Origin of the sequence: Photobacterium sp. GJ3 (assembly GCF_018199995.1) — a bacterium.
In the GTDB taxonomy this organism is placed as follows: domain Bacteria; phylum Pseudomonadota; class Gammaproteobacteria; order Enterobacterales; family Vibrionaceae; genus Photobacterium.
The window spans coordinates 2,764,817-2,777,009 of sequence record NZ_CP073578.1 but is presented as its reverse complement, the minus strand read 5'-3'; the positions used below and the strand labels follow the sequence as shown (position 1 = coordinate 2,777,009).

The 12,193-nt window shown below is 49.4% G+C and carries 13 protein-coding genes; 8 read left to right on the top strand and 5 right to left on the bottom strand.

Going from position 1 to position 12,193, the window contains the following annotated elements; genetic code table 11:
* Window positions 1-23: 23 nt before the first annotated feature.
* Entirely contained in the window at window positions 24-542 is a 519-nt protein-coding gene (gene luxS, locus KDD30_RS12760; RefSeq protein ID WP_211646201.1) for an S-ribosylhomocysteine lyase, read from the top strand.
* A 75-nt stretch (window positions 543-617) separates the two neighbouring features.
* On the opposite strand, the gene KDD30_RS12755 is transcribed toward luxS, so the two are convergent.
* The 4 genes from KDD30_RS12755 to KDD30_RS12740 form a co-directional block, all read right to left on the bottom strand.
* Window positions 618-1,460, bottom strand: coding sequence for an IS3 family transposase (locus tag KDD30_RS12755; RefSeq protein WP_211649390.1), 843 nt, complete (start codon window positions 1,458-1,460; stop codon window positions 618-620).
* Window positions 1,457-1,966, bottom strand: coding sequence for a helix-turn-helix domain-containing protein (locus KDD30_RS12750; protein WP_211645636.1), 510 nt, complete (start codon window positions 1,964-1,966; stop codon window positions 1,457-1,459). Before KDD30_RS12750 ends, KDD30_RS12755 begins: the two co-directional genes overlap by 4 nt.
* An 83-nt stretch (window positions 1,967-2,049) precedes the next feature.
* Window positions 2,050-3,327 carry an HlyC/CorC family transporter gene (locus KDD30_RS12745; RefSeq protein ID WP_211646200.1) on the bottom strand — a complete coding sequence of 426 codons (1,278 nt, stop codon included), beginning with the start codon at window positions 3,325-3,327 and terminating at the stop codon, window positions 2,050-2,052.
* Between the two features lie 138 nt (window positions 3,328-3,465).
* Window positions 3,466-4,260, bottom strand: coding sequence for an inner membrane protein YpjD (locus KDD30_RS12740; RefSeq protein ID WP_211646199.1), 795 nt, complete (start codon window positions 4,258-4,260; stop codon window positions 3,466-3,468).
* A 263-nt stretch (window positions 4,261-4,523) separates the two neighbouring features.
* Between KDD30_RS12740 and ffh the strand changes: the two genes are divergently transcribed.
* The 6 genes from ffh to KDD30_RS12710 all read left to right on the top strand — a co-directional run bounded on the left by ffh (window position 4,524) and on the right by KDD30_RS12710 (window position 9,851).
* Entirely contained in the window at window positions 4,524-5,891 is a 1,368-nt protein-coding gene (ffh, locus tag KDD30_RS12735; protein ID WP_211646198.1) for a signal recognition particle protein, read from the top strand.
* A gap of 171 nt (window positions 5,892-6,062) precedes the next feature.
* Window positions 6,063-6,314 (top strand): 30S ribosomal protein S16, encoded by a 252-nt coding sequence (rpsP, locus tag KDD30_RS12730; RefSeq protein WP_027253536.1) that lies wholly within the window; start codon window positions 6,063-6,065, stop codon window positions 6,312-6,314.
* A 27-nt stretch (window positions 6,315-6,341) separates the two neighbouring features.
* The gene (rimM, locus tag KDD30_RS12725; RefSeq protein WP_211649930.1) at window positions 6,342-6,875 is read left to right on the top strand and encodes a ribosome maturation factor RimM; all 534 of its coding nucleotides are present in this window, start codon (window positions 6,342-6,344) and stop codon (window positions 6,873-6,875) included.
* A 23-nt stretch (window positions 6,876-6,898) separates the two neighbouring features.
* Window positions 6,899-7,648 (top strand): tRNA (guanosine(37)-N1)-methyltransferase TrmD, encoded by a 750-nt coding sequence (trmD, locus tag KDD30_RS12720; RefSeq protein ID WP_211646197.1) that lies wholly within the window; start codon window positions 6,899-6,901, stop codon window positions 7,646-7,648.
* Window positions 7,649-7,680: 32 nt separating this feature from the next.
* A complete protein-coding gene (rplS, locus tag KDD30_RS12715) occupies window positions 7,681-8,034 on the top strand; it encodes a 50S ribosomal protein L19 (RefSeq protein WP_211646196.1) in 354 nt (117 codons plus the stop codon).
* Window positions 8,035-8,369: 335 nt separating this feature from the next.
* Window positions 8,370-9,851: an FMN-binding glutamate synthase family protein gene (locus tag KDD30_RS12710; protein WP_211646195.1), complete on the top strand. Its 1,482-nt coding sequence runs from the start codon at window positions 8,370-8,372 to the stop codon at window positions 9,849-9,851.
* Between the two features lie 61 nt (window positions 9,852-9,912).
* On the opposite strand, the gene KDD30_RS12705 is transcribed toward KDD30_RS12710, so the two are convergent.
* Complete coding sequence (locus KDD30_RS12705; RefSeq protein WP_211646194.1) at window positions 9,913-10,674, bottom strand: DUF547 domain-containing protein; 762 nt, start codon at window positions 10,672-10,674, stop codon at window positions 9,913-9,915.
* Window positions 10,675-10,766: 92 nt separating this feature from the next.
* On the opposite strand from KDD30_RS12705, the gene KDD30_RS12700 reads away from it, so the two are divergent.
* A complete protein-coding gene (locus KDD30_RS12700; protein ID WP_211646193.1) occupies window positions 10,767-12,161 on the top strand; it encodes a radical SAM protein in 1,395 nt (464 codons plus the stop codon).
* The last annotated feature ends 32 nt before the right edge of the window (window positions 12,162-12,193 follow it).

The following is a 12,193-nucleotide window of genomic DNA, read 5'->3' as shown; positions in this document are numbered from 1 at the left end:
GACAGGCAAAGGAGAAGGACACCATGCCATTACTGGATAGTTTTACCGTTGACCATACCAAGATGCATGCACCCGCGGTGCGTGTTGCCAAAACCATGAAGACCCCGAAAGGCGATACCATCACGGTGTTTGACCTGCGCTTTTGTCGCCCGAATCAGGAAATTCTGTCTGAGCGTGGCATTCATACGCTGGAGCACTTATTTGCCGGATTCATGCGGGCGCACTTAAATTCTGACCAGGTAGAAATTATTGATCTGTCTCCAATGGGATGCCGAACTGGTTTTTACATGAGCCTGATTGGCGCACCGGATGAGCAGCAAGTGGCTCACAGCTGGCGTGCAGCGATGGAAGATGTGCTGAAAGTGGCTTCACAGTCGCAGATCCCTGAACTGAACGAATATCAGTGCGGCACTTTCAGCATGCACTCGCTGGATGAAGCAAAGCAGATTGCTCAGGCGATTTTGGATCGTGGCATCGATGTGAATCAAAATGATGCACTGGCTCTGCCGGAAAGCATGCTGCAGGAACTGAAAGTGAAGTGATCCGTGATTGATCACTGTCCCTCGAAACAAAAAGCCAGCGTCATTGAAGTGACCCCATAAAGTTGGACATTTCTGTTAAACGGCTTGTAAGGCCTGCTTCCGATATTCTATCGGTGTCAGGCCTTTTAGTTTCACCTTGATGCGTTTGGTATTGTAATACTCAATATATTCTTGGATTTTCTCTATGAGATCATTTGCGTCTTCAAAGTGCTGGTTATGGTACATCTCGGTTTTGAGCAGGGCAAAGAAGTTCTCAGCGATGGCGTTGTCTAAGCAGTTACCTTTTCTCGACATACTTTGCGTTAACCCTCTGGCAGCCACTGTCTGCTGGTATGTCCGGTGACGATACTGCCAACCTTGATCGCTATGTATGATTGGCTTTGCGTTTCGAGCTAGCTTCGAGATCGCTTCCGTCAACATGTCAGTAACGAGCGACAAGCGTGCATTCTTATCAACCTTATAAGCAACGACTTCTTGAGTAAACAAGTCAACCACGGGTGATAGGTAAACTCTCTGCTCTTTGACTTTGAACTCCGTAACGTCAGTTACCCATTTCTCATCTGGCTTGGTCGCCGTAAAATCTCTTTCAAGTACATTAGGAGCAACTTTTCCAGACTCGCCTCGGTAAGCGCGGTATTTCTTCGGCCTGACTATCGATTTCAGTTCAAGTTGAGCCATAAGCCGCTGTACGGTCTTGTGGTTCAGTATGATGCCTTGCTTTCTCAGCTCTAAGTGAATGCGGCGATAGCCATATCGTCCCTTATGTTCATGATAAATTGACGTTATCAGCTCCCGTTCATTCGCATAGCTATCAGGTCGCTTACTGGCTTGCATCTGGTAATAGAATGCACTTCTCGCAAGCTGGAGAGCTTGGAGTAGGTCTTTTAAGGAGTGCGTGTTTCTTAGAGTTAGAGCTATTGCCGTTTTTTCTTTGTTTGACGGCGCTTTTCCTGCTCTAACTCCTCCAACTTTTTTAGGACAGCATTCTCTGCTCTCAAGTAGGCTAACTCATCTTTTAGCTCCTCAAGCGTCATTTCATCATCTGATTTGGTCGTACGTTGAGGTTGCTGCTTCATGGGTGGCCTTCCTATTGCGTGAGGCTTAAGCCCTTTGATACCTTGCTCTTTATATCTTTTGAGCCAAACAGATAGTATCCCAGGGGTAGAGAGATTTAAGACTGCACTAGTGTGCGTCAGAGACCAGCCATTCGTCCACATTAAATTTAATGCTTGGAGCTTAGCTTCAGCCGTTGATGTATGAGCTGTTGGTAAAAATGAATCAGTACCGTGAATAGCAAAGACTTGAGTCCAGTACCTTATTTGCCTAGAAGAGATGGAATGTTGCTTGGATAAAAGACCGGATGGCACGCCACTCAAGCACTGCTTAGCAATGACGCACTTCAATTCGCGGCAATATTTGGACATAAAAGACCCCCAATAATTGGTGTCCAACTATTGGGGGTCAGTTCACATGCGCTGGCTTTTTGGTATCCGGAACTTGGCTTCAATCAGCCGGTTTTTCTTAACTGAGTCGGCAGGACTTTTACCTGCTTGATCATGTTGTCCGAGATTTCGACGATCTCCATCTGATAGCCCGAGACTGAGACACTCAGGATGCTGTCCGGAATATCTTCCAGGTGCTCCAGAATCAGACCATTGAGGGTTCGCGGGCCATCGGTCGGTAAATCCCAGTTCAGGCTCTTGTTCAGTTCCCGAATATTGGCGGTGCCTTCGATGAGCAGACTGCCATCACTTTGTGGTGTGATTTCTTCAGCCAGAGAAGGAGAGATCGAGGTCGTGAATTCGCCCACGATTTCTTCCAGAATATCTTCCAGGGTGATCAGACCCTGAATGTCACCGTATTCATCTACTATCAATCCAATCCGTTCTTTACGACGCTGGAACTTCAGCAACTGGATATTCAGGGGGGTGCCTTCGGGAATGAAATAGACTTTGTCGGCGGCACGTAACAGGTTTTCTTTACTGAAGTCGTTTTTATCCATCATCAGTCGGTATGCTTCGCGCACTCGAAGCATACCGACCACTTCATCGATACTGTCGCGATACAATACAATCCGGCCGTGTGACGAGTGGCTGAGCTGGCGGACGATAGATTTCCAGTCATCGTTGACGTTGATCCCGACAATTTCATTGCGCGGTACCATGATGTCTTCCACGGTGACATTTTCCAGATCCAGAATTGACAGCAACATGTCCTGGTGGCGACGTGGGATCAGGCTGCCGGCTTCATTGACTACGGTACGCAGTTCTTCAGAACTCAGGGTGGCATCATTCATATTATCGACACGCAGGCCCAGTAAGCGCAGGAATCCGTTGGTGATGCCATTGACGAACCAAACCAGCGGATACAGGAATTTCATCAGTACACGCAGTAAAATGCTGCTGTTGTAAGCGACTTTTTCCGGGTACAGGGCGGCCAGCGTTTTTGGCGTCACTTCTGCAAAAACCAGCACAGCCATGGTCAGGGCACCCGTTGCGATAGCGACACCCACATCACCATAAAGCCGCATGCCGAGAATCGTGGCGATGGCCGAAGCCAGAATATTCACCAGGTTATTGCCGATCAGGATTAGGCCAATCAGGCGGTCGGGGCGGTTCAGCAGCTTTTCAACACGCTTTGCCCCTTTGTGCCCCTGGCTGGCCAGATGACGGAGTTTGTAGCGGTTGATCGACATCATGCCGGTTTCAGAGCCGGAGAAGTATCCGGAAATCAGAAGTAGTAATACCAGAAGGGAGAATAAGGCTCCCGTGGATATATCGTCCAAAAAACTAGTTCCTTGTATCGCGGTGGATTGGTACTCTGTACTGAATCTGGTTCAGGGTGTCAAGATTTCTCTGGGATAGACCCGGAAACAGTCGATGTTTGTCATGCTTAAGCATGGATCTGCTTTATTCGATTGTCATCAGCGACCGATAATGATTTCTTTGACAAAACGGCTGCCGAAATAAGCCAGCGTCAGCAGGAATGCGCCAATCAGGCTAAACCAGATGACTTTTTTACCACGCCATCCCTGACGATAGTGTCCCCAAATCATCACGCTGTAGACGCACCAAGCCAGAAGAGAAAGCACCGCTTTATGGGTTTTCCCCTGCGCGAACATATCCTGCAAATAGACGAAGCCGGTGATGAGGGTGATTGTGAGTAACCCGTGTCCCACCAGAATGATTTTGAACAACTGGCGTTCAACAGACATCAGTGGCGGTAAATTGGGGTTAAAGGCGAGCTTTTTGTGCTTGAGCTTATAATCAAGCCATGCCAGCTGAATGGCATAGAGTGTTGCAATCATCAGGGTCGAGTAGGCAAACAGGGCCAGCGAGATATGAAGCAGTACCTGAGGGTGCGACTCCAGATGGGTGATAAATGCCCCCGGCAGTATTGCTGCTGCCGCGAGATTAATGGCCGCAAAACTGTAGATCACCGGCAGCAGAAACCATAATCGCATTCTGAGCATGGCAACTGTGGTGATCACCGAGATAATCAGGCTGATCAGCGAGGCAACATTGAGAATACTCAGGTTTTGACCGACACCACCTAAGATCAGATCTTTCAGAAAGATCACATGAAGTATGATCGCCGCCGTGGCACTGAGGAGTACGGGCCGGGATTGAATACCACTATGGTGGCTCAAGCCGGGCACGATAAACGCCAGCGCCAGCAGATAAAAACCAGCCGCAGAAAAGGCAATCAATAATTCCATAACACCTGAAGATCATGACATTGAGCCGATGAGTATACCTTGTCAACGGATGACACGACAATGATACAGGCGGATCAATCCTGTGGGACAGAGCGCACTTTCTGGCCAGATTCCCGCTTTTTGTGGAAATTCAGGTTGAGCTGAAGCCGAAAATCAGGGAGGAAATCTGCAGTTTTCTGAGTTAGCTTGCAGGTATGGCATGAAACCCGGTAACCGAATGCGGTATACTGGCCCGAAATGAGTGCGTAACGAGCGAGTCACACATGTTTGACAATTTAACCGAGCGTTTATCGTCAACGCTGAAAAATATCAGCGGCCGTGGCCGTCTGACCGAGGACAACATCAAAGACACCCTGCGCGAAGTGCGCATGGCATTGCTGGAGGCGGATGTCGCCTTGCCGGTTGTCCGTGATTTCGTCAAGCGGGTTAAAGAGCGGGCTGTCGGAACAGAAGTGTCCAAGAGCCTGACGCCGGGTCAGGAATTTATCAAGATTGTTCAGGCAGAGCTCGAAGCTGTCATGGGCGAATCGAACGAAGCGCTGGATCTTGCCAGTCAGCCCCCTGCGGTGATTCTGATGGCCGGTCTGCAGGGTGCCGGTAAAACGACCAGTGTCGGTAAGCTGGGTAAATTGCTGAAAGAGCGGAATAAAAAGAAAGTGCTGGTGGTTTCGGCAGACGTTTATCGCCCGGCGGCGATCAAGCAGCTGGAAACCCTGGCGACGGATATCGGAATTGATTTCTTCCCGTCGACACCGGATCAGAAGCCGGTTGCGATTGCGCAAGCTGCGATTGAACACGGGAAGCGTAAATTCTATGACGTGGTGATTGTCGATACCGCAGGTCGTCTGCATGTCGATGATGAAATGATGGATGAAATCAAGGAAGTCCATCAGATCGCGAATCCGGTTGAAACCCTGTTTGTTGTCGACGCGATGACAGGTCAGGATGCGGCAAACACCGCGAAAGCTTTCAACGATACGCTGCCTCTGACCGGTGTGATACTGACAAAAGTCGATGGTGATGCCCGGGGTGGTGCGGCACTGTCGGTGCGTCATATTACCGGTAAACCGATTAAGTTTCTGGGTGTGGGTGAGAAAACCGATGCGCTGGAGCCGTTTTATCCGGATCGTGTTGCTTCCCGGATTCTGGGCATGGGGGATGTGCTGTCCCTGATTGAAGATCTGGAACGCAACGTCGACAAAGAAAAAGCAGAAAAGCTGGCGAAGAAGTTCAAAGAGAAGAAAGGCTTTGATCTGGAAGACTTCCGTGGCCAGCTGCAACAGATGAAAGATATGGGCGGCATGATGGGCATGCTGGACAAATTGCCGGGCATGTCCCAATTGCCAGGCAATGTTAAAGATCAGGTGGATGACAAGGTCTTTGTTCAGATGGAAGCCATCATTAATTCCATGACGGCAAAAGAGCGTGAGCGCCCTGAACTGATCAAGGGTTCACGTAAGAAGCGGATTGCTGCTGGTTCCGGTACGCAGGTGCAGGATGTGAACCGACTGCTGAAGCAGTTTACCCAGATGCAGAAAATGATGAAGAAGATGCAGAAGGGCGGCATGAAGAATATGATGCGCCAGATGAAAGGGATGATGCCGGGTGGCGGCATGTTCCCTGGACGCTAATTGCTTCAATTGCTTGTTTTTTAGTCTTGGTGAAAGATTTTACTGGTGAAAAAGTAGCTAAAGCAGTTGCATTCACGAGTTGAAAGAGTAAAATTCCGAGGCTTTATTTGGCACGGGCCCCGTTTTTTATGGCGGGGCCAATTTTATTTACAGTAATGCAAAGAGGACGATATGGTAACCATTCGTTTGGCACGTCACGGCGCGAAAAAGCGTCCATTTTATCACATCGTTGTTGCTGACAGCCGCGCTGCGCGCGACGGTCGTAACATCGAGCGTGTAGGTTTCTTCAACCCACTGGCAACTGGTCAGGAAGAGCGTCTGCGTCTGGACCTGGACCGTGTAAATCACTGGGTTGGTCAAGGCGCAACTGTGTCTGACCGCGCAGCGAAACTGATCAAAGACGCTGCGAAAGCAGCTGCTTAAGATTAGTCAATGGGTAGCAGAGAAGCGATGAGTTCACACAGCCAAGACCACATTGTCGTCGGTAAAATCGGTGCCACTTACGGTATCAAAGGGTGGCTCAAAGTTTTTTCCTACACAGAACAAGCCGAGAGCATTTTTTCTTATCAGCCATGGCTGATTAAGATTCGGGGTGAATGGCAACCCATCCGTGTGGAAGCATGGAAACGTCATGGTCAGGGGCTCGTTGCCAAATTGGAAGGCCTGGACATCCGCGAAGATGCCCAGATGCTGACCAACGCAGAGGTCAATGTGCTGGCTGATCAACTACCGGCGCTGTCAGATGAAGAATTCTACTGGCGCGAACTGATGGGTATGACGGTGATGACGACGCAAGGTTACGACCTTGGGAAAGTCACTGACATCCTTGAAACCGGTTCGAACGACGTTCTAGTGGTGAAAGCCAACCTGAAAGATGCTTTTGGACAGAAGGAACGTTTAATTCCGTTCCTCGATGAGCAGGTCATCAAGTCGATTGATCGCACTGCTCAACGGATCGAAGTTGACTGGGATCCTGGGTTTTAACCTCCGGTAAAAGCGAGATATTCATGCGAGTAGGGATTATCAGCCTATTCCCTGAAATGTTCCGAGCGATTACTGAGTTTGGGGTAACAGGTCAGGCGGTAAAAAAAGGCCTTGTGTCAGTAGAGACGTGGAATCCCCGCGACTTTACACACGATAAGCACCGGACGGTCGATGACCGCCCATATGGTGGCGGACCGGGCATGTTGATGATGGTACAGCCTTTGCGCGATGCCATTCATGCAGCAAAGCAGTCCGTAGAAGGCCAGGCGAAGGTGATTTATCTCTCCCCTCAGGGTCGTAAGCTGGATCAAGCGGGCGTTGAGGAGCTGGCGCAGAACCAGAATCTGATTCTGATCTGTGGTCGCTATGAAGGGGTAGATGAGCGCATTATTCAGCAAGAGGTGGACGAAGAATGGTCCATCGGCGATTTTGTGCTCACGGGTGGTGAACTGCCAGCCATGACCTTAGTCGATGCAGTGGTGCGGTTTGTACCGGGCGTACTGGGTGACTTTGCGTCGGCGGAAGAAGATTCTTTTGCCAATGGCTTGCTGGATTGCCCGCACTATACACGTCCTGAAGTTTTAGACGGACAGGCTGTGCCTTCGGTACTGTTGTCTGGCAATCATCGGGACATCAGCCGCTGGCGATTGAAACAATCGCTGGGCCGTACCTGGCTGAGAAGACCAGAGCTCCTGGAAAACCTAGCTCTGACTGACGATCAGGAGTGTTTGCTGGCGGAGTTTATCCGCGAATATCGGCAAACCATGAGTTAATTTAGTATCAGTTTATTCTAGGGTATATACCAATGAGTAATATCATCAAAGCTCTTGAGCAAGAGCAAATGAAAAAAGACCTGCCTGAATTCGCACCAGGTGACACTGTTGTAGTTCAGGTGAAGGTAAAAGAGGGTGAGCGTGAGCGTCTGCAGGCGTTCGAAGGCGTTGTTATCGCTAAGCGTAACCGTGGTCTGCACTCTGCATTCACCGTTCGTAAGATTTCTAGCGGTGAAGGCGTTGAGCGTGCTTTCCAAACTCACTCTCCAATCGTTGACAGCATTACTGTTAAGCGTCGTGGTGCAGTACGTCGTGCCAAGTTGTACTACCTGCGTGAGCGTTCTGGTAAAGCGGCTCGTATCAAAGAGAAGCTGTCCAGCAAATAATTTCACGTCACGTCAGACGCGTATTGAGAAGCCCGCCAATTTGGCGGGCTTTTTTTGTCGTGCGAACTTCGCAATCCGTCAGATTCACCCAGGAATTCCTGAGTCAGAAAGATGTGCAGAAAACATCGTTTGGACCAGCATATGGACTGCCGTTACGACTGTCTCATCGCTCAAATGAGGCCTTCACCTGAAAGAAGTCTGAATTTCTTTGGCTGAGAGGATAAGCACGTCAAATTTCTTCCAGATTAGATGAAAGACGGAGCGTAGAAATCAGGTCAGCATTCAGATGGTTTTATTTTCAATTGAATGCAGGGAACTTTGGCGTGGGTGAGCAAATGAGCGATTTTTTCTTCAGTGCAATCGATGTGATGGCAAGCTTGTTTTTGTTGGCAGTTGGCTTATTTGTGTTTGTGCTGATTGCTTTCTACATCTCTGATGTGACACAGAATAAGCATGCGATTCGCAAAAATTATCCGGTTATCGGGCGTTTTCGATATTTTTTTGAACGTCAGGGGGAGTTTTTCAGACAGTATTTTTTTGCGATGGATCGAGAAGAGATGCCCTTTAACCGAGCCGAGCGTAGCTGGGTTTATAAAGCAGCAAAAAATGTAGACAGAACAACGGCTTTTGGTTCAACGCAGAGCTTGGATAGCGCCGGAACGATCATGTTTATGAACTGTGCTTTTCCAACATTAGAGGAAGAAGCCATTGAACCCGAACCTTTGGTGTTAGGTCCATTTTGCCGACATCCGTATCTGGCCAAGCGAGTCTTCAATATCTCTGGCATGAGCTTCGGTGCTTTATCGAAAAATGCGGTCTTGGCCTTGTCAAAAGGCGCAAAGCAGGCGGGTTGCTGGATGAATACAGGGGAAGGCGGTTTAAGTGAATATCACCGGGCAGGTGGGGCAGATCTTGTTTTTCAGATCGGCACGGCGAAATACGGGGTCCGTAACGACGCTGGGATGCTGAGCGATGAAAAGCTGAGAGAAATTGCGGCGATTGAGCAGGTGAAAATGTTTGAGATCAAGATGTCTCAAGGCGCGAAGCCGGGCAAAGGTGGGATGTTACCGGGCCACAAGGTGACTCCCGAAATCGCGGCGATCCGAGGGATCCCTGAAGGCAAGGATTCGATCAGTCCCAATGGCCATCCTGAAATTAAAAGCGCAGCAGATTTGCTGGATATGGTCGCACATGTCCGGGACATCACGGGAAAACCAACAGGCTTTAAAGCAGTGATTGGATCGGCCGGATGGCTCGTGGATCTGGTGAATGAGATTCAAAAACGAGGATTGGCATCCGCACCAGACTTCATCACCATTGATAGTGCAGATGGCGGGACAGGAGCTGCACCACAACCCCTGATGGATTCAGTGGGGTTACCTTTGAAGGAAAGTTTACCGTTGGTGGCCAGCTTACTCGAAAAGCATCAAATGCGAGACCGTATACGGCTGATTGCTTCCGGGAAGCTCATTGTTCCGACAAAAGTGGCTTGGGCGATTGCGTTGGGTGCAGATTTCGTAGTGTCGGCGCGCGGCCACATGTTATCTCTGGGATGTATTCAGGCACTGCAATGTAATAAGGGAACATGTCCAACCGGAATCACCTCTCACCACCCGAAACTGATGAAAGGTCTTGATGTGACTGATAAAACAGCACGGGTCGCAAATTATAATCAGTACATTCATTATGGAATTGGCCTGATTGCGCACTCTTGTGGTGTGAGTAATATTCGCAGTTTGAACCGCTCCCATGTTCGGATTGTGCAGGAAGACGGCTTATCCCAGTCTTTGGACGAGATGTACGCAGATTATCAATAACTGCGTACATGAGGACATGAATAGGTTGCCCAATTTCAGCACCCGGCGAATTGGGCGACCATTACTGACTTATCAAAGCCCAGTTATACGGAATGAATGCAATCTTGTAGTCTGTGGGGACAGGTTCTTGCCGGTACTGATTAATTAACGGGATCAAGGGCCCAAAGTCTTCCGGATAGAAATCAAAGAGCTCAGAAACCCAGATAGTTTGGGTTTTGTGAGCGATCCAGACTTGTTTCGGGTCGTTGATAAAAGCGGTGGTGGCTTGTTCCAGTGCTTCGTCGAGCGTGTCTGCATCCCAGGTTGTTTGCTGTAACGGCGGACAGCTTGCCGACATACAATTCAGCGCAAAATGAATTCGTAAGTCGTGCTCTTTGCGAATCAGTTCATTTTCAAGTTCGTAAAGAGACATCCACTCGTTGCCAACCTGATACTTGCGGAGCAGGAAGAACTGAATCTTGTCTTCAGGTAAAACGCCAGACCGCAGGACGCCATACATCGCGAGCGCGTTATAAGCATCAATGTAGTAGCCTAATCGTTTTTCTTTACTGTTGAATTGTTCCGCCTGGGGAGACTGATCGGGACTATGGGCAGCAACATAGCTGAGCCATTTTTCGAGTTGTGCAATCTCCCCTGCCACACCTTGAAAATCGACCCTGCCAAATTCATTCACATGCTGATGGAGAACGAGCCGCCAGCCTTCTTTGGCTTCCTCGAGGTGATTCGTTGAAGCTTCCGAGACATGCTCCAGTGGGATTTTACTGCTACAGCCACTTAACAGGAGCAAGAATAAAACAGCCATTCTGTATAATTTTTTCATCATTTCCGGTCTCCTCATTGCCATCATGTCGGTGTTGTCATGACTCAGACCAGCGACGCCAGGCTTTATTGCTGAAAATTCGAGGCACAGAAAGCATGAGTGAACAGAAAGAAACACAGGTATTTCCACCCCCGTACCGCCCTAAAAAGTGGTCGGCCACCCCGTTAGCGGATATGCGGAACACGCTGAAGCGATTGGGTTTGTGGCATCATAATCAGCAATTGGGACGGCGCTGGGCTGTGGGATGTGTGGCACTGGAAATCACGCAACGCTGTAATCTTGACTGTTCATTGTGCTATTTATCGGAACACTCTCAGGCGGTTCAGGATATCCCCTTAGAAGAAATCAAACGGCGGATTGATGCGATTTATACCTGGTATGGTGAGGGGACAGACGTACAGGTGACTGGCGGGGATCCGACCCTGCGTGATCCGGATGAATTAGAACTGATCGTTCGCTGGATCGCAGAAAAAAAGATGCGACCGACGCTGATGACGAATGGTATTCGTGCCTCCAGAGCTTTATTAACAAAGCTTTGCGAAGCAGGACTCGTGGATGTGGCGTTTCATGTGGATACCACGCAAGGTTATAAAAAATACCCGGATGAAGTCTCCCTGAATCAATTGAGAGCCCGTTACCTGGAAAGAGTGGCTGGCTTGCCCCTCACGGTGATGTTCAATACCACGATCCATCCGGGAAATATCAAGCAGATCCCTGACTTAATGCATTTTTTTGCGCGTCATGCTCAGCAGATCCGAACGGTGTCATTCCAGTTGGAAGCAGACACAGGCCGAGGTGTCCATTCGGTCGAAAACCAGCTTTCCCGGGACACGGTACTGGCGTTGATCAATTCGGCATGTGCCAGTCCGTTAAACTATCAGGCGGCTGAAATTGGCCATCCGGACTGTAATCGCTACGCATTAACTTTGGTCGTCAACGGTAAGATCTGGAATTTCTATGATGACTCTGCGCTGACCGGGGACGTTTTACGGCATTCCACAGCACTGCTTTGGCACCGGAATCAACCGTTGAGATCCATGTTAGGCTTCATGAAATGGTTGTGTTTCAATCCTAAATTAGCCGTGCGTTTAACACGATGGGCGTTGAAAAAAGCCTGGCAGATGCGACGTGACTTGTTTGCCTGCCGGGGAAAAATATCGACGCTTTCTGTCTTTACGCATAGTTTTATGCCTGGTGATTGTCTGGATTGCGAGCGGGTGGAAGCCTGTTCATTTATGACCATGACGCGTGATGGTCCGGTCTCGATGTGTGTGCTGAATGCGGAACGTGATCGCTATATTTATCAGCCAGTGCAACTGAGCAGTGGGAAATGGTGGTCGCCCACGAACGATGGCAATGTTCACTATATGGAAGCTGCCGCCCCTCAAGTGCTCCGGTGGGTACCAGAAGAGCAATTGCCAACGAGACTGTTGAAAGGGAAGGCCAGAAACCGGCGGTTGGCGAAAGGCGTTAGAGACACTTCTTCGTGAAACGGGCAACCCCGTCAGGCTGAGGCTGTCGA